A 19473-nucleotide genomic window follows, 5' to 3' on the forward strand; every position below is an offset into this window, starting at 1 on the left:
CCCTCGTCCTCCCGTTCCGGGAGGGCGGGGGCTGTGTCGTCCCGAGGGTCGCTCAGGCGGGGAAGTCGCTGTCCAGGGCCAGCTGCCCGTCCCGGACGAGGAACGTGAAGACGTGCGGGCCGGTCTCGCGGCGGCCGTCGGCGTACCGCAGCTCCATGGTGGCGGTCGCCGTGGTCCGCCCGTCCGCCGCCTGGATGTCGCTGAGGCGCACGTCCTCGAACTGCTCCCAGTACCGGATGTAGTTCTCGCGGCTGATGTTCGCGCGCAGCGTCGGGCCGGTGAGCTCCCACGCCTGTGCCGGGTCCTGGAGCACCAGCTCGTGGTAGTCGCGCACGAAGTCGCGGACGTTCTGCTCGGAGAGCGGATCGTCGCGGTTCCCGCCGTCGCCGTCGCCGTCGCCGTCGCCGTCGCCGTTCCCGTTCCCGTTCCCTCCCTCGTCCTCGTCCTCGTCGTCCTCCGCAGGCGGCGGGACGACCGGTGCCGGGGGCTCCTCCTCCAGCGGCTCCGTGGGCACCGGCTCCGCGCTGGAGGTGGGCGCCGCGGACGACGCCGACGTGGGCGACGCGGCCGTGTCGTCGGGGTTCCGGCCGCCCGAGGTGCCCAGCCACACCCCCAGCGCGCCCAGCAGCACGACGGCGACGACGGCGACCGCCACCCACGCTCCCCGGCCCCCTCTGCGGCGGCCGTCCGGCGCCGGTTCCGCCGCGGCTGCGGCGGGGGCAGGGGGAGCGGTCGGGGTGCCGCCGGCGGCGAGCACCGCGGTGCCGGCCGGCCCGGACGCGGGCCGCAGGTCGGTGCGGGCCAGCAGCACCGTCGTCGGGTCGCCGTCCCGGCCGGCGGCCAGCCGGGCCAGCTCGTCGCGCACCTCGGTCATGGGTGGCCGCGCGGCCGGGTCCTCGGCGAGCATCCGCAGCAGCGGATCGGTGAGCGTCCCGGCGCGCTGCGGGGGAGTGATCCGCCCCGCCGCGACCCGGTGCAGCATGCCGAGGGCGTTGTCCTCCATGCCGAACGGCGGCGCGCCCTCCAGGCAGGTGTAGAGCGTGGCGCCGAGGGAGAAGACGTCGCTGGCCTCGGTCATCTCGTGGCCCTGGGCGACCTCCGGTGCGAGGAACGCCGGGGTGCCGGTGATCTGGCCGGTCCGGGTGAGGGTGACGTCGCCGCTGGCGTGCGAGATGCCGAAGTCGGTGATCTTCACCAGGCCGGCGACGCGGCCGCCCTGACCGATCAGGACGTTGGCCGGTTTGACGTCCCGGTGGACGATCCCGGCCGCGTGGGTGGCCGCCAGCGCGTCGGCGACCTGCGCTCCGATCTGCGCCACCAGGCCGGCGGGCAGCACGCCGTCGGTGCCGAGGACCTCCGCGAGGCTGCGGGAGGGCAGGTACTCCATGACCAGCCAGGGAGCCCCGCCCTCGAGCGCCACGTCGTAGACCGAGATCGCGTGCGGGTGGGTCAGCCGGGCGGCGATCCGGCCCTCGCGCAGTGCCCGCTGCCGCTGCTCGTCGATCTGCTGCTCGTCGGCGCCCAGCGGCGACAGCACCTGCTTGACCGCGACCTGCCGGCCCAGCCGCTCGTCGCGCGCCAGCCAGACGGTGCCCATCCCGCCGCCCCCGATCTGGGACTCCAGCCGGTAGCGGCCGGCGACGAGGCGGCCGGGCCCGGTACCGGGAGGGGTCATCGAGGGCGGGCGCGCCGGGTCAGACCGTGGAGGGCGCGCCGTACCGGCGTGCGTACTCCTCCTGCGCGCCCGCGGGCAGGACGTCGTAGAGCTCGCCCAGCTCGGTGTGCACGCCGGCGTCGAGGTCGTCGAAGATCCGCTGCCAGGTGGGCGGCTCGTCGTAGCTGCGGGTCAGCAGCAGCTCCCACGCCTGGGCCTGGCGGTCGCGCTTGCCGCGCTCGGCGGCGAACTCCGCCAGGTAGCGGTCCTTCGCGGCGGTCTTCTCCGCGGCCGTGGCCCCGGCCGGCAGCGCCGCGGCGTCGCCGCCCTTGAGCACACCGACGATCGCCTCGACGACGTCCGGCCGGACCTCGCTGTGCTCACCCATGTCCTGCGCCTCCTCCTGTGCGGCCCGCAGCTGCAGGCCTTCTCCGCCGTCCGCCCGGTGAACCGCGCTGAGGTGAGGATGCCGCACGGCGCCGCGGGTGGCCTCCCCGCGGTGTCCCGGCGAGCCGCGCGAGGGCGCCCGGTACGATCGACGCCGTACCTGGAGGATTCGCCTAGTGGCCTATGGCGCTCGCTTGGAAAGCGGGTTGGGGGCAACCCCTCGGGAGTTCGAATCTCCCATCCTCCGCCGCACGACGGGCCCCCGGCAGCGCGCCGGGGGCCCGTCGCGTTCCCGCCGCCCTCAGGCGCCCGCCGTCGGCACGGGTTGCCGCAGCCGGCGCAGGTACAGCCCCGCGACGGCGGCGAGCACGAGCAGCCCGCCGGCCAGGGCGAGCGGTGCCAGGCGTTCACCCAGCAGCAGCGTGGCCAGCGCGGTGGCCGTCAGCGGCTCCAGCAGCGTGACGATCGAGGCGACCGCGCCCGGCACGGTGCGCAGCCCGGTGAAGAACAACGCGTAGGCGACCGCGCTGGGGACGACGCCCAGGTACAGCAGGACACCGAGCGCCACCGGGTCGGTCGTGAGGCGCAGCCCGGTGGCCAGCGCGACGGGGGTGAGCAGCAGCGCGCCGCCGGCGAAGCCGACGAGGGTCACCGGCACCCCGGCCGGCACCCCGGCACCGGACAGCGTGACGACGGCGTACCCGAGGGCGGAGCCGACGGCCAGGAGAGCGCCGAGCAGCACCGCCGTCCCGGTGTCCGCCCCGGCCGAGACGCCGACGAGCAGCACCAGCCCCACGAGGGCGACGACGAGGGCGACGACCGTGGGCGCGTCCGGGCGGCCGTGTCCGAGCAGCGTGGCGCCGACGGCGATCAGCAGCGGGGCGAGGCCCAGCGCCACCAGGGTCGCGATGCTCACCCCGGCCGTGGCGACCGCCGCGAAGTAGGCCAGCTGGTAACAGGCGAGCCCGGCGCCGACGAGCGCCAGGCGGACGGCGGTGCCGCGCCCGACCGCCGGTGCCGGGCCGCTCCGGCGGCGGGTGAGCGCCCAGGGGACGAGCAGGGCCACCGCACCGATGGCCATGCGGTGCCAGGCGATGTCGAGGGGGCCGAGGTCGCTGTGGCGGGCGACGATCGAGCCGCTGAAGCCGGAGGTGCCCCAGCAGAGGGCGGCGAGGACGACGAAGGAGAAGCCGCGGGTGGGCGCGGCGGTGCTCGGGGTGGGCATGACGCTCCAGGGACGGTGGCCGGGACGGGACTCGTCGGCCGGAGCGCGGGACGGATCAGCCCGCCGGGCTCCGGCTCAGGAGCGCGGCGGGGGAAGGACGAGCGAGCACCGGGGCGTCATGCGCGGCAGCGTAGCGGGGCGCGCGCCCGCCGCCCGAGGGGTTTCCTCTACAGTGGTGGCCGACCCCTCGTGTGGCGTCATCCTGTGAACCTCCCCAGGGCCGGAAGGCAGCAAGGATAAGCGGGCTCTGGCGGGTGCGCGAGGGGTCCTTTGCGTCCGCGTGCTGTCTTCGATGCGCAGAGATGCAGGCGTCGACCCATCTGGGTCCTGATCGCGTCGTCGATCAAACCGCGCAGGTCGCCTCGCGTCTGTCCAGGACCGGAATGCCGCTAACCCGGCGTGAAAGATCCGGGCTCATCGCTCGAGCCGAAGCCTGGGATCTTCGCCAGCTCGGGGATCGAGACCATGAGGTGCAGCGGTTCGACCGGCGACTCGATGAAGTCACCGTGCCGCATGTGGAAAGCGTGGGCCGCCTCGTCGCGGGCATGCGCGAGGAACAGGCGCGCCCCCACGCTGCCGCTGATGAAGACAGTGCGACGGAGTGCGTCCCTGAGGAGCGCGGCGCCCATGCCTCGGCCGTGCCAGGATTCGTCGACGGCGAGTCGTGCCAGCAGTATGCAGGGAACCTGGGCCGGCGCTCCCTTCACGAGCGACGAAGGGGCGCCGGCCCGGTCGTAGGAAGCAACTGTGATGGCGTAGTAGCCGACGACGGTTCCACCCACGTGACTGACGTACGTCGTGACGTTGTTGGTGCGCTGGTTCTGCCAGGCGTATTGGCGTAGCCACTCATCGAGTTCAGTGGCACCCGATGTGAAGCCCGATCGGTCGAGATTCCGCTCGAGCTTGACCGGACTGCTGGGCTTGTCGCTCACTCGTCGTCTGCGAACGGGCTCTCACGACGGGCGAGTGCCTGGAACCTGGACGTCGAGGGCAGGGGTGTGTCCAACAGCCTCTGGAGCTCTGCCCATTGCTCGTCAGTGGCCAGGAACCAACGCCGGTCCGCAAGAACCCGTTCGGCATGCTCGACGACACTCTCGAGGATGAAGTCGGTCATCGTGCGATCAGACGCCGCCGCGGCCTGTCGGATCAGCTGCTCCTGGCGCCCGCTGACGCGCAGGTTCACTCGCTGATCCTTGGCTGCACGGGTCTCGGAGCGCCGAGCTGACATGATCCTCTCCTCGGTCGGTGAGTACATCGTATGTACGCATCGGCTCCTGTCGATGCGAACTCGACTCGAAGGCTTCTCCTGGTACGCGCTTCCCTCGTTCGGGTGGCGCGTGCCGTGCTCGGCGGGTCGTAGGGGGGCTTCTCGTCGCCGTCATCGAACGTCGGTGGTGCCGCGTAACCTGCGTCCGTGGCTCTGGCGCTCTACCGCAAGTACCGCCCGGCGACCTTCGCCGAGGTGGTCGGGCAGGAGCACGTCACCGCACCGCTGGTCAACGCGGTCGACGGCGGCCGGATCAACCACGCCTACCTGTTCAGCGGCCCGCGCGGCTGCGGCAAGACGTCCTCGGCTCGGATCCTGGCCCGCTCCCTGAACTGCGAGCAGGGGCCGACGTCCACGCCGTGCGGGGTCTGCGCATCCTGCGTCGCCCTGGCGCCGGACGGGCCGGGCTCGCTCGACGTCATCGAGATCGACGCGGCGAGCCACGGTGGTGTGGACGACGCCCGCGACCTGCGCGAGCGGGCGTTCTTCGCGCCGGTGAGCAGCCGCTACAAGGTCTACATCGTCGACGAGGCGCACATGGTCACCACGCAGGGCTTCAACGCCCTGCTCAAGGTGGTCGAGGAGCCGCCGGAGTTCCTGGTCTTCGTCTTCGCGACGACGGAGCCGGAGAAGGTGCTGCCGACCATCCGGTCGCGCACCCACCACTACCCGTTCCGCCTGGTGCCGCCCACGACGCTGCGCACCCTGCTGGAGCGGACCTGCGAGGCCGAGGGCGTGCAGGTCGAGCCGACGGTGTTCCCCCTGGTCGTGCGCGCCGGCGGTGGCTCGGTGCGCGACTCGCTGTCGATCCTCGACCAGCTGCTGGCCGGGGCGGGGCCCGAGGGCGTCACCTACAAGAGCGCCGTCGGCCTGCTCGGCGTCACTGACGACGCGCTGCTCGACGAGACCATCGACGCGCTGGCCGCGCACGACGCACCGGGTGTCTTCCGGGCGGTCGACCGCGTGGTCGAGGCCGGGCACGACCCCCGCCGCTTCGCCACCGACCTGCTCGACCGGCTGCGCGACCTGATCGTGCTCGATGCCGTCCCCGACGCCGGGGGCAACGGTCTGCTCGACTGCCCGCCCGACCGGCTGGACCTGATGAACCAGCAGGCCAAGGCCCTGGGCTCGGCGACGCTGTCGCGAATGGCGGACACCGTGCACGAGGGCCTCACCGAGATGCGCGGGACGACGGCGCCGCGGCTGCTGCTGGAGCTCGTCTGCGCACGCATGCTGCTGCCCGCCACCGACGGGTCGGCCGCCGCGACGCTGCAGCGCCTGGAGCGGCTCGAACGCCGGATGTCCATCGCCGGTGAGCACGCCGGCCGGCCGCGGGAGGAGACCGGCCACCGCGAGAGCGCCCCGGTCGAGGCCGCTCCGGCCGCCGCCCCTGACCAGGGGCAGGCCGCGCCGTCGGGGCCGCGGCGGGAGTTCGTCCGCCGGTCGCAGGCGACGCAGCCCCCGACCGCCCCGGCGCGGACGGACGCCCGGCCGCCGGCCGGTGCCCCCGCCCAGCAGCCGCCCGCGCCCGCGGCTCCTCCCGCTCCCGCTGCACCTGTGGCTCCCGCTCCGGCCGCCCCCGCGGCCGCTGCTCCCGCTCCGGCCGCTCCCGCTCCGGCCGCTCCCGCTCCGGTCGCCCCCGCGCCGGTCGCCCCCGCGGCCGCCGCTCCCGCGCCGGCGGCGTCCGCCCCGGCGGCCGACGGCTGGCCCGAGCCCGCGCGCCCGGGCGGGGGTCCGCGTCCCGCGGCGGCGGCCGACGACTGGCCGGAGACCGCGCAGCCGGGCAGCCGTCCGCGGCCCGCCGCCCCTGCGCCGGCTGCCGCTGCGCCGGCTGCCGCCGCGCCGGCCCCGCCCTCGCCGGCGGACGCGCCCGCCCCCCGCCCGCGGGTGACGGCCGAGGAGCCGGACATCCCGCTCCCGCCCGAGCCCACCGACGACGAGGACTGGCCGCACCCGGCGCAGCCCACCGCCGTCCGGGCCGCGGCCGCCCGGGTGGAGCAGCCGCGTCCCCCGGCGTCCCCGCCCCGGGCTGCCGCGGAGTCCTCGCCCGCCCCGCGCGGCGGCGAGCCGACGCCCGTGGTGTCGGCCAACCCGCCGGAGCCGGCGGGCGAGGGCGAGCTGACCACGACCGACGTCCGCCGGGTGTGGCCCGAGCTGCTCGCCATCGTCAAGAAGCACAAGCGGACCACCGAGGCGCTGCTGAACAGCTTCCAGGTGCACCAGCTGGCCAATGGCGTGCTCACCCTCTCGACGTCCTCGCCCGCGCTGGCCCGCCGGCTGAACGACGACCTCAACCGGGAGATCGTCCGGCAGGCGCTCAACGAGCTCCTCGGCGTCCGCTGGCGCATCGACGCCGTCGTCGACGGCGCCGGGTCGGCCGCCCCCGGTGCCCGCGCGGTGGCGCCCGAGGCGGCGCGGGAGGCGGCGCACGCCGCCGAGGCCGCCGAGGCGCGCGAGCTCATGGCCGAGCGCGCCGCGGAAGGGGCGGACGGGGGAGCCCGCGAGCCCGGGCCGGTCGTCGACCAGGAGCAGGCGGCCCTGCAACTGCTGCGCGCCCAGCTCGGCGCCCGGCCGGTCGACAGCTGAGAAAGGACCCCCTGCCCCCCGCCGCTCGCAGGCTCGCGACAGGTCCCTGCAGGGGGCCGAACAGCAACTCGACGCAGGCAGCATGGGGCGGCGCGCCCTCACGTGTCGCACCTGCGGCCTACTCTCGTGGCATGTTCCCCGGAGGCCAGCAGCCCGACCTGTCGCAGCTCATGAAGCAGGCGCAGCAGATGCAGCAGCAGCTCGCCGTCGCCCAGCAGGAGCTGGCGGCCACCGAGGTCACCGGCACCGCCGGTGGTGGGCTGGTGTCCGCGACGATGACCGGGGACGGCGACCTCACCGCGCTCACCATCGCGCCGGCCGCCGTCGACCCGGATGACCTGGAGACCCTGCAGGACCTCGTCGTCGCCGCCGTCCGGGACGCCAAGCGCGCGGCGGACGAGCTGACCGCCAGCCGGATGGGGCCGCTCGCCGGCGGCCTCGGCGGCGGCGGCCTGGGGCTGCCCGGCCTCTGATCGGGCGCCCGGCCCGATCCACTTCGCAACCCGAGGAGCACCGTGTACGAGGGTGCCGTCCAGGACCTGATCGACGAGCTCGGTCGCCTGCCCGGCGTGGGGCCCAAGAGCGCCCAGCGCATCGCCTTCCACCTGCTGTCCGCCGAGTCGGCCGACATCGGCCGCCTCGTGGCCGCCCTGACGCGGGTGCAGGAGTCGGTCCGCTTCTGCATCACCTGCTACAACGTCGCCGAGGCCGAGCAGTGCCGCATCTGCCGCGACCCGCGCCGGGTCGAGGACGTGCTCTGCGTGGTCGAGGAACCCAAGGACGTCGTGGCGATCGAGCGCACCCGTGAGTTCCGGGGCCGCTACCACGTGCTCGGTGGGGCGATCAGCCCGATCGACGGGGTGGGGCCCGACGACCTGCGGGTCAAGGAGCTGATGACCCGGCTGATGGACGGCGCGGTCAAGGAGCTGATCATCGCCACCGATCCCAACCTCGAGGGTGAGGCGACGGCCGCCTACCTGGCGCGGCTGGTCGGGCCGATGGGGTTGGCCGTGTCGCGGCTGGCCAGCGGCCTGCCGGTGGGCGGTGACCTCGAGTACGCCGACGAGGTCACGCTCGGCCGCGCCTTCGAGGGTCGCCGCCGCATCGACGCCTGACAGCACCTGAGGGGGGCCTCGGAGCCGGCCTGACGACGGGCCGGAGTGCTCTGGCGGCGTCGCGTGACGGTGCTGACCTGCACGGCGAGGACGAAGGTCACGGCTTGGTGTCGATGGACGACCGGCACTGCCGGGGAGCGACGGGCGCCGCCTAGGGTCCACAGGCGATCCGTGGACGCCTTCGCGTCCGCGGGCTCCACGTCCGGAACTCGTCCGGCCCGCCGTGGCCGAGGAGGCAGGTCTTCCGCGATGACACGTCGTCGTACCAGTCGAGCGCTCGCCGCGTCCGCGGCCGCGCTCACCGCAGTCACACTCTCGGCCTGCGCCTCCAGCGACCGGGAATCCGGCGAGGGCGGCGGCGAGGAGGGTGCCGCGTCCGGAGGGACGATGGTCTTCGGCGCCGCCGGCGACCCCGCCATGTTCGACCCGGCGTTCGCCAGCGACGGCGAGACCTTCCGGATCGCCCGCCAGATCCACGAGGGCCTGCTGACCACCTCGGCGGGCAGCACCGAACTCGAGCCGGCCCTGGCCGAGGACTGGGAGGTCAGCGAGGACGGCCTGGAGTACACCTTCAACCTGCGTGAGGGCGTGCAGTTCCACGACGGCACGGACTTCAACGCCGAGGCGGTCTGCTTCAACTTCGACCGCTGGCACAACTTCACCGGCCTGGCCCAGAGCCCGAGCGCGTCGTACTACTACCAGGCCGTGTTCGGCGGCTTCGCCGACAGCGAGAACCCCGGCATCTACGAGGGCTGCGAGGCCGTCGACGAGAACACCGCGGTCGTCACCTTCAACCAGGTGACCAGCAAGATCCCTGCCGCCCTGTCGCTGCCGGCGTTCTCCATCCAGAGCCCGACCGCGCTGCAGGAGTACGACGCCGACAACCTGTCCGGCAGCGAGGACGCGATCACCTACACCGAGTACGCCCTCGAGCACCCGACCGGCACCGGCCCGTTCAAGTTCGACAGCTGGGACCGCGGCAACTCTGAGGTCACCATCGTCCGCAACGAGGACTACTGGGGCGAGCCGGCCCTGCTCGACGAGATCATCTTCCGCACCATCCCCGAGGGGAACACCCGCCGGCAGGAGCTGCAGGCGGGCACCATCGACGGGTACGACTTCGTCTCCCCGGCCGACTACGACACGCTGGAGAGCGAGGGCTTCCAGGTCCTCGTCCGCGACCCGTTCAACATCCTGTACCTGGGCTTCAACGGCGGGAACGTCGAGGGCACGCAGGCCAACCCGGCCCTGCAGGACCCGCGCGTCCGGCAGGCCATCGCGCACGCGATCGACCGCGAGACCATCGTGAACTCGCTGCTCCCCGAGGGCGCGGAGGTGGCGACGAACTTCATGCCGCCGACGGTCGACGGCTGGGCGGACGACGTGCCGACCTACGAGTACGACCCGGAGCGGGCCCGCCAGCTGCTGGAGGAGGCCGGTGCCGCCGGCACCACGCTGCGCTTCTACTACCCGACCGACGTCAGCCGGCCGTACCTGCCGGACCCGGCCGCGATGTTCCAGGTGATCGCGGAGGACCTGCGTGAGGTCGGCCTGACCATCGAGCCGGTCGCGCTGCAGTGGAACCCGGACTACCTGCAGGCGGTGCAGTCGGGTCAGGCCGACATCCACCTGCTCGGCTGGACCGGTGACTACAACGACGCCTACAACTTCATCGGCACGTTCTTCGCCGAGGACCAGGACAACCAGGCGTCCGCGGAGTTCGGCGCGTTCAGCGCCCCGGAGATCTTCGCCGCGCTGGCCGAGGCCGACGCCGAGCCGGACCCGTCGACCCGGACCGAGCTGTACCAGGAGGCGAACCGCCTGATCAAGGAGTACCTGCCGGCGGTGCCGATCTCGCACTCGCCCCCGGCGCTGGTCGTGGCCGACAACGTCCAGGGGCTGGAGCCCAGCCCGCTGACCGCCGAGGACTTCTCGACGGTCTCCCTGGAGGAGTAACCCCGTTCCACCTCGACCGCGCCGGCGGTGGCAGCGACGCCACCGCCGGCGCGGTCGGGGGTCCGGCATAGAACAGCGGTGTCCGGAAAGGCTGGTCCGAGCGCGTGCTCCGCTTCATCGTCCGGCGGCTCCTCCAGCTGATCCCGATCCTGCTGGGGCTGTCCGTCCTCCTGTTCGCCTGGCTACGCGCCCTTCCCGGTGGCCCCGCGCAGGCCGCCCTCGGCGAGCGCGCCACCCCCGAGGCGATCGCCCAGTACAACGAGCTGTTCGGCCTCGACGAGCCGCTCTACGTCCAGTACTTCCGCTTCCTGGGGCGCGCCGTCCAGCTCGACTTCGGCAGCTCCACGCAGTACGGCCGACCGGTGAGCGAGGTCTTCCTCGAGCGCTTCCCGGGCACCATCGAGCTGACGCTGTTCGCGATGTTGTTCGCGATCGGCGTCGGCATCCCGCTCGGGTACCTGGCCGCGCGGCGGTACGGCAGCTTCCTCGACTCGGCGTCCGTCGTCGGCTCGCTGATCGGCGTCGCGATCCCGGTCTTCTTCCTCGCGTACCTGCTCCGGCTGCTTTTCGCCGTCGAGCTGGGCTGGCTGCCGGGGTCGGGGCGCCAGGACGTGCGCATCGACGCCACCCGGATCACCAACTTCTACGTCCTGGACGGTCTGCTGACCCGCGAGTGGGACGCCGCCTGGGACGCGGTGCTGCACCTGGTCCTGCCGGCCATCGCGCTGGGCACGATCCCGCTGGCGATCATCGTCCGGATCACCCGGGCCTCGGTGCTCGACGTGGTGAACGAGGACTACGTGCGGACGGCGAACGCCAAGGGCCTGGCGATGGCGACCGTGCGCCGCCGGCACATCATCCGCAACGCCCTGCTGCCGGTGTCGACGACGATCGGCCTGCAGACCGGGCTGCTGCTGTCCGGGGCGGTGCTCACCGAGACGGTGTTCGCGTTCGGCGGTGTCGGCTCGACGCTGTACGACGCGATCCGGTTCCGGGATTTCGCCGTCCTGCAGGGCTTCATCCTCATGCTGGCGGTCGTGTACGTGCTGGTGAACCTGCTGGTCGACATCTCCTACGGCCTGCTCGACCCGAGGGTGAGAGTCCGATGAAGCTTGCGGAATCGGACCGGAGAGCAGAGCGATGAAGCGCGCGGGATCGGACCGGAGAGCAGAGCGATGAAGTGCGCGGGATCGGACCGGGGGGCAGCGCGATGACCGCGCTCGGGAACTACAAGCGCGAGCGCATCGACGCCCTCGCGGCCCGGGCCGGGCAGCTGCCCGAGGGCGACGCCGGGCTGTCGCTGACCCGCAGCGCCTTCCGCCGGCTGCGCCGCGACCCGGTCGCGATCACCGGCGCGGTCATCGTGCTGGTCTTCCTCCTCGTGGCGGCGTTCGCGCCGCTGCTGGCGCCGAAGGACCCGGTCACCCAGTACCTGCTGTCCGAGATCCGCCCCGGCACCATCCCCGGGTCGCAGGAGGGGTTCCCGCTCGGCGTGGACAACCTCGGCCGCGACCTGCTCTCCCGGCTGATCTACGGCTCACGGCAGTCGCTGCTCATCGGCGTCGTCTCCACCGTGCTCGGCCTGGTGGTGGGGATGAGCCTGGGCGTGCTGGCCGGCGCCTTCGGCGGCTGGGTCGACACCGTGGTCATGCGGTTCGTCGACATCATCCTGTCGATCCCGGGCCTGCTCATGGCGATCACCGTCTCGGTGCTGCTGGGGCAGAGCCAGCTGTCGCTGATGATCGCCATCGCCGTCGTCCAGGTGCCGATCTTCGCCCGGCTGCTCCGCGGCTCGATGCTGGCCCAGCGCGGCAGCGACTACGCCGTCGCGGCCCGGGCGCTGGGCGTGCGGAAGGGCCGGATCGTGTTCGGGCACGTGCTGCCGAACTCGCTGTCGCCGGTCATCGTCCAGGCGACGCTGTCCCTGGCGACGGCGATCATCGAGGCCGCCGCGCTCTCCTACCTGGGTCTGGGCGACCCCGACATCGCCCGCCCCGAGTGGGGCGCGATGCTGGCCAACGCCCAGGACTTCCTCTCCATCCGCCCGGCGCTCGCCGTCTGGCCGGCGCTGTGCATCATCGTCGTCGCGCTGGGCTTCACGCTGCTCGGGGAGCGCCTGCGCGAGGCCCTCGACCCGAAGTTCCGGAGGTGAGCTCCCTGCAGGCACCGGTGCTCGAGGTGGAGGACCTCGCCGTCCGCTTCACCCGCCGCGGTGAGCAGTCCACCCGCGCCGTCGACGGCGTCAGCTTCTCGGTGGCCCCCGGCGAGACGATCGGGCTGGTGGGGGAGTCCGGCTGCGGGAAGTCGGTCACCTCGCTGGCGATCATGGGGCTGCTGCCGCGGCGCGGCGTGGAGGTGACCGGCTCGGTCCGCTTCGACGGCAACGACCTCGTCGGCGCCCCCGACCACGTGCTGCGCGGGCTGCGGGGCGCCGACATGGGCATGGTCTTCCAGGACCCGCTCTCCTCGCTCAACCCCACCGTGCCGATCGGTACGCAGGTCACCGAGGTGCTGCTGGAGCACCGCGAGATGTCCAAGGCCGAGGCCCGGGACGAGGCCGTCCGTCTGCTCGACAGGGTCGGCATCCCCGACCCGTCCCGGCGGTTGAAGGAGTACCCCCACCAGCTCTCCGGCGGCATGCGGCAGCGGGCGCTGATCGCGATGGCGCTGGCCTGCGCGCCGCGGCTGCTGATCGCCGACGAGCCGACGACGGCGCTCGACGTCACCATCCAGGCGCAGATCCTGGAGCTGCTGCGCGAGCTCGTCGTCGACTCGGGGACGGCGCTGGTGATGATCACCCACGACCTCGGCGTGGTCGCCGGGCTGTGCGACCGGGTGCACGTCATGTACGCCGGCAAGATCATCGAGACGGCGGACCGGCGGGACCTGTTCGCCCGCCCCCGCCAGCCCTACACCGGCGGGCTGCTGTCGTCGGTCCCGCGGCTGGACTCCGCCCGCGGGGCCCCGCTCACGCCCATCCGCGGCTCGGCCCGCGACGCCATCCCGTGGTCGGAGGGGTGCGCCTTCGCCCCGCGCTGCGACAACGCCCAGGACGACTGCCTGACCGAGGTGTCGGGCAGCACCGTGCCGTTGGTGCCGGACGGCCCCGGCCGGGAGCTGCGCTGCCGCCACCCGCTCGAGCACCCGTCCGCGCCGTCGGGCGCCACCGCCTCCGGAGCCGCCCGATGACCGCCGTCCCCACCGCCGGCGTCCCGACCACCGGGCAGGACGACCTCCTGCGGGTGGAGGACCTCAAGGTCCACTTCCCGATCCGCAAGGGGATCTTCTTCGACCGCACGGTCGGGCACGTGCAGGCGGTGGACGGCGTCTCGCTCACCGTGCCGCGGGGCGCCACCTACGGGCTGGTCGGGGAGTCCGGCTGCGGCAAGTCGACGCTGGGCCGCGCCATCCTGCGGCTGGAGGAGCCCACCTCCGGGCGGGTGCTCTTCGACGGCACCGACGTCGCCGCGCTCAAGGGCGAGCCGCTCCGGCAGATGCGGCAGCGGATGCAGATGGTCTTCCAGGACCCGCTGGGCAGCCTGGACCCGCGGCAGAACGTGGAGTCGCTGCTCTCCGAGCCGTTGCGCGCGCACGGCCTCGCCGGCGGGAAGGCCGGGATCGCGGAGAAAATCCGCGGGCTGCTGGACGCCGTCGGGCTGCCCTCGGCCGCGCTGCGCCGCTACCCGCACGAGTTCTCCGGCGGCCAGCGGCAGCGGATCGGCATCGCCCGCGCGGTCGCGCTGGAGCCGGACCTGCTGATCGCCGACGAGCCGGTGTCCGCGCTGGACGTGTCGGTGCAGGCCCAGGTGCTCAACCTGCTCGAGGAGCTGCAGGAGCGGCTGGGCCTCACCTACCTGGTCATCGCGCACGACCTCGCCGTCGTCCGGCACATCAGCGACGTCGTCGGCGTCATGTACCTGGGCTCGCTGGTGGAGCAGGCGCCCGCCGACGACCTCTACGAGCAGCCGCTGCACCCCTACACGCGGGCGCTGATGAGCGCCGTGCCGGTGCCCGACCCGGAGATCGAGGAGGAGCGGGAGCGGATCCTGCTGGCCGGTGACCTGCCGTCGCCGGCCGACCCGCCCAGCGGCTGCCGGTTCCACACCCGCTGCCCGTGGCGGCAGGAGACCCGCTGTGACGACGAGGTCCCGGTGCTCCGGGAGCTGGGCCCGGGCCGGCTGGTCAGCTGCCACTGGGCCGAGGAGATCCGCGACGGCGTCCTCCACCCGCGGTCCCCCGAGGAGGTGCTGCACGCCGGTGCGGCCACCCGGCCGGGTACCGGCGGGCGGGCCCGGGACGACGACCCGACCCCCTTCCTCGGCCGGGACCAGCCCCTGCCGCGGGCCGAGCAGGGCTGACCCGCCGATTCTCCCCCAGGCATAGGAAGCTATCCATGCGTCTGCGCGCCAGAAAACGCATGGATAGCCTCCTATGCCTCAGTCGGTGACGACGACGTCGTCGCCGCGCACCGCCCGGCGGACCCGCAGCCGCGCGATGCTGCTCACCAGCCGGACCAGCCCGCTGTAGCCGGGCGCCGGCCCGTGGTAGCCCAGGAAGCCGCGGGGGCCGTCGACCATCTCGCCGGTGCGCACGTCGTAGCGGCTCTGGTGCCACGGGCAGACGAGGCACCCGTCGGCGTCGACGCTGCCCTCGGCGAGGTCGGCCAGCTGGTGGCGGCAGCGGCGGGAGACGGCGAAGTACTCGTCGTCCCCCCGGTTGCCCACGGCCCAGCCGCCGGCCCGGCGAACCGTCCGCGGCGGCAGGTCGGCGGCGGGGACGGAGTCGGGCTCGGGCACGCGGGTCTCCTCGCAGGCGGTGGGTCGGCGGGTGCGGGCTACCCACCGCGCCCGGGCCGGACCCCTCCGCCGTCGGTAGGGTTCTGCCGACCGACGTCCGCCGTCCTGGAGGTTCCCGTGCGCCGGCTCTGCGTGGTGCTGGGGGTCCTCGCCGTCCTCGTGCTCGGCGGCGGTCCGGCGTGGGCGGTGCCCCCGTTCCGGCTGGCCGACCAGGTGACCGACGAGGTCGGTGCGCTCGACGGCAGCGTGGCGCAGGTGCGGGACGTGGTCGAGGACCTGCGCGCGGACACCGGGACCGAGCTGCACGTGGTCTTCGTGTCCAGCTTCGACGGCGCGGACCAGGGCGAGTGGGCCCAGGCCACGGCCGAGCTGAGCCAGCTCGGCGAGGAGGACGCGCTGTTCGCCGTCGCCGTCGACGACGAGCGGTACGGCACCGTGCGGCCGGCCGACTTCCCGGTCACCGGCGGGGAGTTCGACGAGCTGACCGACGATCGGGTCGCCCCGCAGCTCTCCGACGGCGACTGGGCCGGCGCGGTGGCTGCCTTCGCCGAGCTGCTGCGCGACGGCGGGGCGGCGGCGGGGGACGAGCCGGTCGAAGCCGCCGACGGGGACTCCGGCGGTTCGGGCGTGCTGCTGGTCCTCGGCGGGATCGCCGTGGTCGGGGGCGCCGCCTACCTGCTCACCCGGTCGCGCCGCGCCCGCGGCGGTGCGCTGCCCCCGGGTCGCCGGCGCACCGAGCCCGACCCGCACGAGGGCGTGCCCACCGACCAGCTGCAGGGCCGCGCCAGCGAGGCGCTGCTCGCGCTGGACGAGGCGGTCAAGACCTCGCAGCTGGACCTCGACTTCGCCCGCGCGCAGTACGGGGAGGAAGCGGTCGCCGGCTTCGGCGCCGCGCTCGCCCAGTCCGGGGAGGAGCTCTCCCGCGCCTTCACGCTGCGCCAGGAGCTCGACGACGACGTGGGCGGGCGGGGGACCGGCACGGGTGAGCCCACCGCCCGCCGGATGCTGGCCGGGATCCTGGCGCTCACCGGCGCCGCCGGCGCCCGCCTCGACGAGCTGAGCGCGGCGTTCCAGCAGCTGCGCGACCTGGAGCGGACCGCCCCCGAGGTGCTCGCCGGCCTGGAGCCCCGCATCGCGGCGCTGCGCGCCCGGCTCCCCGAGGAGGAGCGGCGGCTGGCGGGGATCCGGCAGCGGTACGCCGGTTCGGCGGTGAGCGCCGTCGCCGACAACGTCCACGAGGCCGTCGCCCGGCTCGACGCCGCCGACGACGAGGTGCGCGAGGCCAGGGAGGCGCTCGCCGCCGGCCGCGGCGGCCAGGCGGTGGGAGACATCCGCGCCGCCGAGGACGCGGTCGCGCAGACCGGCACGCTGCTGGACGCCGTGGACCGACTGGCCGCGGACCTCGATGCGGCCGCCGACCGGGTGGGCGCGGTGCGTGCGGAGACGGAGAAGGACCTCGCCGAGGCCCGGGCGCTGGTGTCCGGTGGCGACCGCAGCGGCCTGCCGCCGCAGATCGCCCGCGCCGAGGCCGCGCTCGTGGCGGCGGACGCCGCGCTGCGACCGGCCGACGGCGCCCCGGGTGACCCGCTGGCCGCGCTGCGGCAGCTGGAGGACGCCGACGCCGCCCTGGAGGAGGCGCTGGCGACCGCCCGCGACGCCCAGACGCAGGCGCGCCGGGCCGCGGCCGCGCTCGACCAGGCGCTGCTCACCGCCCGTGCGGCCGTGGGTGCGGCGGCCGACTTCGTCGACACCCGGCGCGGGGCCGTGGGCCCGGAGGCCCGCACCCGGCTGGCCGAGGCCCGGCGGCACCTGGACGCCGCCGTCGGGCTGGGGCGCACCGACCCGGTGGCCGCCCTCCGCGAGGCCCACCAGGCCGGCCTGCTCGCCCAGCACGCGCTCGACCTCGCGCAGGACGACGTCGGCCGCTGGCGATCGGGGTACGGCTCCGGGGGCCCGGGTGGCTTCGGGGGCTACGGCGGTGGCTACCGCCGCGGCGGCGTCGACCTGGGCAGCCTCGTGCTCGGCGGCATCCTGATGGGCGGCGGCCGCGGGTTCGGTGGGAGCTCCGGCGGCTCCGGCGGCTTCGGTGGCGGGTTCGGCGGCCGCTCCGGGGGTGGCGGCTTCGGCGGCGGGGGCCTCGGCGGCGGTGGCTCGTTCGGCGGCGGCGGCGGCCGCAGCGGCGGCGGGACGTTCTGACCTGCCGGACTGTCGGTGGTCGATGGGACGGTGACCTCCCCCACAACAGGAGGAGGCAACCATGCCCACTCGAGAGACCCCCTGGCCGCCCGGCACCCCCTGCTGGGTCGACTACGGCGCCGCCGACCTGGAGGCGGCGAGGCAGTTCTACGGCGAGCTGCTGGGCTGGCAGTACACCGGCGGTGACCCCGAGTTCGGCGGCTACCTGAACGCCGAGAAGGACGGGCGGCAGGTGGCCGGGCTGGGCCCGCAGCAGGACCCGGACGACCCGCCCCGGTGGACCACGTACTTCGCGAGCGACGACGCGGCCGCTGCGGTCTCCCGCATCCGGGAGGCGGGCGGGACGGTGGTGGTGGAGCCGATGGAGGTCGGGCCCATGGGCACGATGGTCATCGCGCTCGACCCGCAGGGGAACCCGTTCGGGCTGTGGCAGTCCGGTGAGCACACCGGTGTGCAGCGCTACAACGAGCCCGGCTCGCTGGTCTGGAACGAGCTCGCGGCGGACGACCCGGCGGCGGCCCGGGAGTTCTACACCGCGGTCTTCGGGTTCCGCTTCGAGGAGATCCCCGGCGCGGAGGGCTACACGACCTTCGCCACCGGCGGCGACCCGCTGGGCGGCCTCGGCGGCGTCGTCCCCGGGGCGCCGAAGGGCTGGTCGACCTGCTTCGCGGTGACCTCCACCGACGGCGCGGTCGCCACGGTGACGGCCGGCGGCGGGAAGGTGCTGCTCCCGGCCGAGGACAGCGAGTACGGCCGGTTCGCGGTCGTCGCCGACCCGTGGGGTGCGTCGTTCTCCGTGATGGAGGTCCCCGCCGGGTGACCCCTGCCCGGCAGCCGGTGCGAACGGGGCGCACCGGCGCCGCCGGGGTCAGGACGGCAACTGGCCGTACGCGTGCTCGGGGCGGAACCGGACGACCAGGCGCCGGTCGGCGACCATCGCGGCCCGGTACTCGTCCCAGTTCTCGTGCTCGCCGGAGACGCCGCGGTAGTAGGCGATGAGCTCCTCGACGGCGGCGTCGTGCGGGTCCTGCGCCACCGGGGTGAGCTCGACGGTGCCCTCGACGGCGACCCACGTCCAGAAGTCCTTCGACGCCACGTGCAGCGTCACCCGGGGGTCGCGCTGCAGGTTGCGGGTCTTCGCGCGGTCGGCGGTCACCGAGACGCGGACGAGGCCGTCGTCCCAGGCGTAGCCGACGTTGGACAGCTGCGGCCGGCCGTCGCGCTTGATCGTGGCGAGCACGCCCCAGCGCTGCTCGGCGACGAACTGCAGCAGCCGCGGGTCGGGTCCGGTGGAGTCGGTCATGGTCGCAGCCTGCCTCAGCGGACCCGGCCGCGCGGCCGGAGTGCGACCGGGGGCAGCGGCGGGGCCTCGAGCCGCTCGCCGTCGTAACCCACCACGGCGCCGAAGCGGCGGGACTCGGCGTTCCACTGCTCGGCGTACTCCGCGACCTCCTCGCCCGACCGGCCGATGAAGTTCCACCACATGACCAGGCGCTCCTCGAACGGCTCGCCACCGAGCAGCAGCAGCCGGGACGCCGCACCCGCGCGCACCCGGAGCGTCCGCCGGCCGGTGCCGAGGTAGAGCATCGCGCCCGGTTCGAGCGGGACGCCGTCGACGGACACCGAACCCGAGGAGGTCAGCAGGCCGTACTCGAAGTCCGGTTCCAGGGGCACCTCGACGTCGGCGCCGTCGGCGAGGTCCAGGTCGACGCCGACCAGCGGGGTGTACGCCCGCCCCGGTGAGGTCACCCCGCCGAAGGAGCCCATGAGCACCGTCGCGCTGAGCCCGTCGGAGCTGAAGCCCGGCAGCTGCGCGTGGTGCTCGAAGTGCGGGGCCACCTCGCGGTCGCCCTCGGGCAGCGCCACCCACAGCTGGGCTCCGTGCAGGAACCGCGGGTGGGTGGCCGGCGACTGCTCGGAGTGGGCGATCCCGTGCCCCGCCGTCATCAGCGCCAGCTCGCCGGGGCGGAACCGCACGTCGCTGCCCAGCGAGTCGCGGTGGTGCACCTCGCCGTCGAGCAGCCAGGACACCGTCTGCAGGCCGGTGTGCGGGTGCGGCGGCACCTGCATGCCGGGGGAGGAGGTGATGTCGTCGGGGCCGTAGTGGTCGACGAACACCCAGGCGCCGACCATCCGCCGCCCGAGCGTCGGCAGCAGCCGGCGCACGCGGGTGCTCTCGCCGAGCAGCACCTCCTTGCCCGGGAGCAGGTCCAAGGCGGGGCCGGCGGTGGTGCCGGCCAGCCCGCCCATGTCGCGGGCGGGCGGACGCGGTTCCAGGTTGCTCATGGCGC

General features: G+C 74.3%; 18 protein-coding genes, 1 tRNA gene and 1 other RNA gene. 12 read left to right on the plus strand and 8 right to left on the minus strand.

Going from position 1 to position 19473, the window contains the following annotated elements; genetic code table 11:
- Positions 1–52: 52 nt before the first annotated feature.
- Positions 53–1675 carry a serine/threonine-protein kinase gene (locus BMW62_RS02405; RefSeq protein WP_139206174.1) on the minus strand — a complete coding sequence of 541 codons (1623 nt, stop codon included), beginning with the start codon at positions 1673–1675 and terminating at the stop codon, positions 53–55.
- Between the two features lie 19 nt (positions 1676–1694).
- Complete coding sequence (locus tag BMW62_RS02410; RefSeq protein ID WP_091929250.1) at positions 1695–2042, minus strand: hypothetical protein; 348 nt, start codon at positions 2040–2042, stop codon at positions 1695–1697.
- Between the two features lie 161 nt (positions 2043–2203).
- Here BMW62_RS02410 and BMW62_RS02415 point away from each other — a divergent pair.
- Positions 2204–2288 (plus strand) — tRNA-Ser (locus BMW62_RS02415).
- A gap of 54 nt (positions 2289–2342) precedes the next feature.
- On the opposite strand, the gene BMW62_RS02420 is transcribed toward BMW62_RS02415, so the two are convergent.
- Positions 2343–3266 (minus strand): DMT family transporter, encoded by a 924-nt coding sequence (locus BMW62_RS02420; protein WP_091929251.1) that lies wholly within the window; start codon positions 3264–3266, stop codon positions 2343–2345.
- 178 nt (positions 3267–3444) lie between these two features.
- Between BMW62_RS02420 and ffs the strand changes: the two genes are divergently transcribed.
- Positions 3445–3540: signal recognition particle sRNA small type (ffs, locus tag BMW62_RS02425), an RNA gene on the plus strand.
- A 115-nt stretch (positions 3541–3655) separates the two neighbouring features.
- On the opposite strand, the gene BMW62_RS02430 is transcribed toward ffs, so the two are convergent.
- Together BMW62_RS02430 and BMW62_RS02435 are read right to left on the minus strand one after the other, a co-directional pair.
- Positions 3656–4198 carry a GNAT family N-acetyltransferase gene (locus BMW62_RS02430; RefSeq protein WP_091929252.1) on the minus strand — a complete coding sequence of 181 codons (543 nt, stop codon included), beginning with the start codon at positions 4196–4198 and terminating at the stop codon, positions 3656–3658.
- Complete coding sequence (locus BMW62_RS02435) at positions 4195–4449, minus strand: type II toxin-antitoxin system TacA family antitoxin (RefSeq protein ID WP_211434946.1); 255 nt, start codon at positions 4447–4449, stop codon at positions 4195–4197. Before BMW62_RS02435 ends, BMW62_RS02430 begins: the two co-directional genes overlap by 4 nt.
- Before the next feature lie 231 nt (positions 4450–4680).
- Here BMW62_RS02435 and BMW62_RS02440 point away from each other — a divergent pair, with 231 nt between their 5' ends.
- From BMW62_RS02440 to BMW62_RS02475, 8 genes are all read left to right on the plus strand, one after another.
- Entirely contained in the window at positions 4681–7119 is a 2439-nt protein-coding gene (locus BMW62_RS02440; RefSeq protein ID WP_091929253.1) for a DNA polymerase III subunit gamma and tau, read from the plus strand.
- A gap of 131 nt (positions 7120–7250) precedes the next feature.
- Positions 7251–7592 (plus strand): YbaB/EbfC family nucleoid-associated protein, encoded by a 342-nt coding sequence (locus BMW62_RS02445; RefSeq protein WP_091929254.1) that lies wholly within the window; start codon positions 7251–7253, stop codon positions 7590–7592.
- A gap of 42 nt (positions 7593–7634) precedes the next feature.
- On the plus strand, positions 7635–8234 hold the full coding sequence (gene recR, locus BMW62_RS02450) for a recombination mediator RecR (protein ID WP_091929255.1): 600 nt from the start codon (positions 7635–7637) through the stop codon (positions 8232–8234).
- A gap of 249 nt (positions 8235–8483) precedes the next feature.
- Positions 8484–10190, plus strand: coding sequence for an ABC transporter substrate-binding protein (locus BMW62_RS02455; RefSeq protein WP_091929256.1), 1707 nt, complete (start codon positions 8484–8486; stop codon positions 10188–10190).
- Positions 10191–10294: 104 nt separating this feature from the next.
- Positions 10295–11299: an ABC transporter permease gene (locus tag BMW62_RS02460; protein WP_091929257.1), complete on the plus strand. Its 1005-nt coding sequence runs from the start codon at positions 10295–10297 to the stop codon at positions 11297–11299.
- Positions 11300–11400: 101 nt separating this feature from the next.
- Positions 11401–12342, plus strand: coding sequence for an ABC transporter permease (locus BMW62_RS02465; RefSeq protein ID WP_091929463.1), 942 nt, complete (start codon positions 11401–11403; stop codon positions 12340–12342).
- Positions 12339–13379: an ABC transporter ATP-binding protein gene (locus BMW62_RS02470; RefSeq protein WP_244523790.1), complete on the plus strand. Its 1041-nt coding sequence runs from the start codon at positions 12339–12341 to the stop codon at positions 13377–13379. The genes BMW62_RS02465 and BMW62_RS02470 overlap by 4 nt, the downstream gene beginning before the upstream one ends.
- Positions 13376–14548 (plus strand): ABC transporter ATP-binding protein, encoded by a 1173-nt coding sequence (locus BMW62_RS02475; RefSeq protein WP_091929258.1) that lies wholly within the window; start codon positions 13376–13378, stop codon positions 14546–14548. Before BMW62_RS02470 ends, BMW62_RS02475 begins: the two co-directional genes overlap by 4 nt.
- Before the next feature lie 78 nt (positions 14549–14626).
- Here the strand turns inward: BMW62_RS02475 and BMW62_RS02480 are convergent, their stop codons facing one another.
- Entirely contained in the window at positions 14627–14986 is a 360-nt protein-coding gene (locus tag BMW62_RS02480; protein WP_091929259.1) for a Rieske (2Fe-2S) protein, read from the minus strand.
- A gap of 117 nt (positions 14987–15103) precedes the next feature.
- Between BMW62_RS02480 and BMW62_RS02485 the strand changes: the two genes are divergently transcribed.
- Both BMW62_RS02485 and BMW62_RS02490 read left to right on the plus strand, forming a co-directional pair.
- Positions 15104–17182 carry a TPM domain-containing protein gene (locus BMW62_RS02485; RefSeq protein ID WP_091929260.1) on the plus strand — a complete coding sequence of 693 codons (2079 nt, stop codon included), beginning with the start codon at positions 15104–15106 and terminating at the stop codon, positions 17180–17182.
- A gap of 61 nt (positions 17183–17243) precedes the next feature.
- Positions 17244–18002: a VOC family protein gene (locus BMW62_RS02490; RefSeq protein ID WP_091929261.1), complete on the plus strand. Its 759-nt coding sequence runs from the start codon at positions 17244–17246 to the stop codon at positions 18000–18002.
- A gap of 48 nt (positions 18003–18050) precedes the next feature.
- Here BMW62_RS02490 and BMW62_RS02495 read toward each other — a convergent pair whose 3' ends face one another.
- Positions 18051–18485: a PPOX class F420-dependent oxidoreductase gene (locus tag BMW62_RS02495; protein WP_091929262.1), complete on the minus strand. Its 435-nt coding sequence runs from the start codon at positions 18483–18485 to the stop codon at positions 18051–18053.
- 14 nt (positions 18486–18499) lie between these two features.
- On the minus strand, positions 18500–19468 hold the full coding sequence (locus BMW62_RS02500) for a pirin family protein (protein ID WP_091929263.1): 969 nt from the start codon (positions 19466–19468) through the stop codon (positions 18500–18502).
- Positions 19469–19473: the final 5 nt, after the last annotated feature.

Origin of the sequence: Blastococcus sp. DSM 46786, from assembly GCF_900109665.1 — a bacterium.
GTDB lineage: Bacteria > Actinomycetota > Actinomycetes > Mycobacteriales > Geodermatophilaceae > Blastococcus > Blastococcus carthaginiensis.